This is a genomic window from Shewanella glacialipiscicola (assembly GCF_023283485.1).
GTDB classification, from domain to species: Bacteria; Pseudomonadota; Gammaproteobacteria; order Enterobacterales; family Shewanellaceae; genus Shewanella; species Shewanella glacialipiscicola.
The window spans coordinates 1-3,120 of sequence record NZ_JAKILU010000051.1 but is presented as its reverse complement, the minus strand read 5'-3'; the positions used below and the strand labels follow the sequence as shown (position 1 = coordinate 3,120).

The following is a 3,120-nucleotide window of genomic DNA, read 5'->3' as shown; positions in this document are numbered from 1 at the left end:
TTGCAGAATTATGGTGGTCGCTACTGGGCTCGAACCAGTGACCCCCTCCTTGTAAGGGAGGTGCTCTCCCAGCTGAGCTAAGCGACCTGGGAATTCTGATACTAGATAAATCGAAAGTCATTATTCACTAAAGAATGGTGGTCGCTACTGGGCTCGAACCAGTGACCCCCTCCTTGTAAGGGAGGTGCTCTCCCAGCTGAGCTAAGCGACCTGGGAATGACTACACACATTTTTGTACATCAAGTTATATGGTGGTCGCTACTGGGCTCGAACCAGTGACCCCCTCCTTGTAAGGGAGGTGCTCTCCCAGCTGAGCTAAGCGACCTGGGATATAACTATTTTGTACAGCCATAAATTATTTGCAAAAAATATGGTGGTCGATACTGGGCTCGAACCAGTGACCCCCTCCTTGTAAGGGAGGTGCTCTCCCAGCTGAGCTAATCGACCTCGCTGTGTGGAGCCGTATTATAGGGAGGTTCGATCGAGTGTCAACGCTTTTTAGTGAAAAAAACATTGGTCGCGTTATTTTTGTTCGTATTGACTTAATGCTATTCATCCTGCGGATCAAAGTGTTAGTTAATTAGTCAATTATTGATGCTTAATTGGGGGGCTGTGTGGCTCGATAGAATCGTGACGCTGTCTAAGGACGGTATCTAAACCTTCAAAGCTGACTTAAATTAGAGGTTTAAGTCGATGCTGGACTGGAACAGCTTTTTTAGATGTCTTCTGAGGCAGGTAGCTAAGACTTTTTTACGGCCAATTCTACACCAACAGGATTATTTAACATGTAGAGCAGTGATTTTAATGCGATAAGTGAACAGACCCTACTTGTCCCATTTGCAGCACTCGCTTTGGCTGTTAGAATAAGCCCACTTTTTTACGTGATTGTCTTTATCTAGACGACTTTATATAGGTTAGTGTCCCATTATGACAACTAAGACGCGTTTTGCCCCTAGTCCTACAGGTTTCTTGCATGTTGGTGGTGCCCGTACTGCACTTTATTCTTGGTTACAAGCTCGTGCAAATAACGGTGAGTTTGTACTGCGTATTGAAGACACTGATATTGAACGTTCGACTCAAGCTGCCTGTGATGCGATTTTAGAAGGTATGAACTGGTTAGGTTTGACTTGGGACGAGGGGCCGTACTACCAAACTAAGCGTTTTGATCGTTATAACGAAATTATTGCGCAAATGTTAGAAAAGGGCACTGCCTATAAATGCTATTGCTCACGTGAGCGCATTGATGTCTTAAGAGAAACACAAGCGGCGAACGGTGAAGCGCAAAAATACGATGGTTGCTGCCGTGATTTACCTGCCCGTGACACCGATGAACCATTTGTGGTGCGCTTTAAAAACCCTATTGGTGGCTCAGTGGTATTTGACGACCATGTACGTGGCCGTATTGAATTTTCAAATGATGCATTAGATGACTTGATCATCGCCCGTACTGACGGTGTGCCAACTTATAACTTCTGTGTAGTGGTTGACGATTGGGATATGGGGATCACTTGTGTGGTCCGTGGTGAAGATCATATCAACAATACGCCGCGTCAAATAAATATTCTTAAAGCATTAGGGGCGCCGATCCCAGAATATGCACACGTATCGATGATTTTAGGTGATGACGGCGCTAAATTATCTAAACGTCATGGCGCTGTGAGCGTAATGCAATATCGTGACGATGGTTATTTACCTGAAGCACTGTTGAATTACCTAGTGCGTTTAGGTTGGTCACATGGTGACCAAGAAATATTCTCATTAGAAGAAATGAAGCAATATTTTAAATTGGGCGATATCAACAAAGCCGCTTCTGCCTTTAATACCGATAAGCTGGTGTGGCTCAACCAACACTATATAAAGAGCCTGGCGCCAGAATATGTGGCAACACACTTACAATGGCATATGGACGATCAAAAAATTGATCTGTCAAATGGTCCTGCATTAGCTGAAGTGGTCACTGCATTAGCTGAACGCGCAAAAACACTAAAAGAATTAGCAGCATCTAGTCGCTATTTCTATGAAGACTTTGCTGAGTTTGATGAAGCCCAGGCGAAAAAGCATTTACGCGGTGTTGCGTTAGAGCCATTGCAACTGGTGCAACAAAAATTAACTGCATTAACAGAGTGGACGGCCGAAGCTATTCATCAGGCAATTGAAGATACTGCAACTGAATTAGATGTGGGTATGGGTAAGGTTGGTATGCCTTTACGCGTTGCAGTAACAGGGGCAGGGCAGTCTCCAGGCTTAGATATCACGCTATTTTTAATTGGAAGAAGCCGTTCTGAGCAAAGAATATCCAAAGCGATTGAATTTGTAGCAGATAGAATAAATTCCTAAAAAAACGAGTTGACACTTTTAGGTGCGCTGCATAGAATGCGCCACGCAGTTGAGACACAGTCGAGCTAATGCTTGCAGTGCACTTAAATGTCGTTAGATAAGTTTGGGGTTATAGCTCAGCTGGGAGAGCGCTTGCATGGCATGCAAGAGGTCCACGGTTCGATCCCGTGTAGCTCCACCAAACTTACTGCAGATGTTAAGCAGGAACATGAGTTCAAATTAATATGTCCGGCCCTTCGTTTTTTAGATGAGAGTGCCTAGGACACCGTAGATGTTAAACGGGAACGTTAAGTTCAAATTAATATGTCCGGGTCCCCTTCGTCTAGAGGCCTAGGACACCGCCCTTTCACGGCGGTAACAGGGGTTCGAATCCCCTAGGGGATACCAAATATTGGTTCCTAGCAAATGACAACGTGTTGTTTGATAAGAACAAAATCTAAATTTCTGCTGATGTACAGGCCGATAAAGCTTAGTGTGTTGACAAAGATTTGGGGCTATAGCTCAGCTGGGAGAGCGCTTGCATGGCATGCAAGAGGTCCACGGTTCGATCCCGTGTAGCTCCACCAATTTACAGTCTTATTAAGCTGAAACGAAAGTTTAAATTAATACACAAATGGCACTTTTATTTCTTTAGAAGTGGGTGCATATGAGACCGTAGATGTTAAACGGGAACGTTAGGTTCAAATTAATATGTCCGGGTCCCCTTCGTCTAGAGGCCTAGGACACCGCCCTTTCACGGCGGTAACAGGGGTTCGAATCCCCTAGGGGATACCATCTATTTTT

At 44.6% G+C, this 3,120-nt stretch carries 1 protein-coding gene and 8 tRNA genes; 5 read left to right on the top strand and 4 right to left on the bottom strand.

The window, feature by feature from the left end:
• Window positions 1-11 precede the first annotated feature (11 nt).
• The 4 genes from L2717_RS17970 to L2717_RS17955 form a co-directional block, all read right to left on the bottom strand.
• Window positions 12-87 (bottom strand) — tRNA-Val (locus L2717_RS17970).
• A gap of 48 nt (window positions 88-135) precedes the next feature.
• Window positions 136-211: transfer RNA gene (locus L2717_RS17965), tRNA-Val, on the bottom strand.
• 38 nt (window positions 212-249) lie between these two features.
• A tRNA-Val gene (locus tag L2717_RS17960) sits at window positions 250-325 on the bottom strand.
• Between the two features lie 46 nt (window positions 326-371).
• Window positions 372-447 (bottom strand) — tRNA-Val (locus L2717_RS17955).
• A gap of 480 nt (window positions 448-927) precedes the next feature.
• Here L2717_RS17955 and gltX point away from each other — a divergent pair.
• The 5 genes from gltX (at window position 928) to L2717_RS17930 (ending at window position 3,111) form a co-directional block, all read left to right on the top strand.
• Window positions 928-2,337, top strand: a complete 1,410-nt coding sequence (gene gltX / locus L2717_RS17950) for a glutamate--tRNA ligase (RefSeq protein ID WP_220774822.1) — start codon at window positions 928-930, stop codon at window positions 2,335-2,337.
• A 105-nt stretch (window positions 2,338-2,442) separates the two neighbouring features.
• A tRNA-Ala gene (locus tag L2717_RS17945) sits at window positions 2,443-2,518 on the top strand.
• A 130-nt stretch (window positions 2,519-2,648) separates the two neighbouring features.
• Window positions 2,649-2,724, top strand: a tRNA-Glu gene (locus L2717_RS17940).
• Window positions 2,725-2,827: 103 nt separating this feature from the next.
• Window positions 2,828-2,903: transfer RNA gene (locus L2717_RS17935), tRNA-Ala, on the top strand.
• A 132-nt stretch (window positions 2,904-3,035) separates the two neighbouring features.
• Window positions 3,036-3,111, top strand: a tRNA-Glu gene (locus tag L2717_RS17930).
• Window positions 3,112-3,120 lie beyond the last annotated feature (9 nt).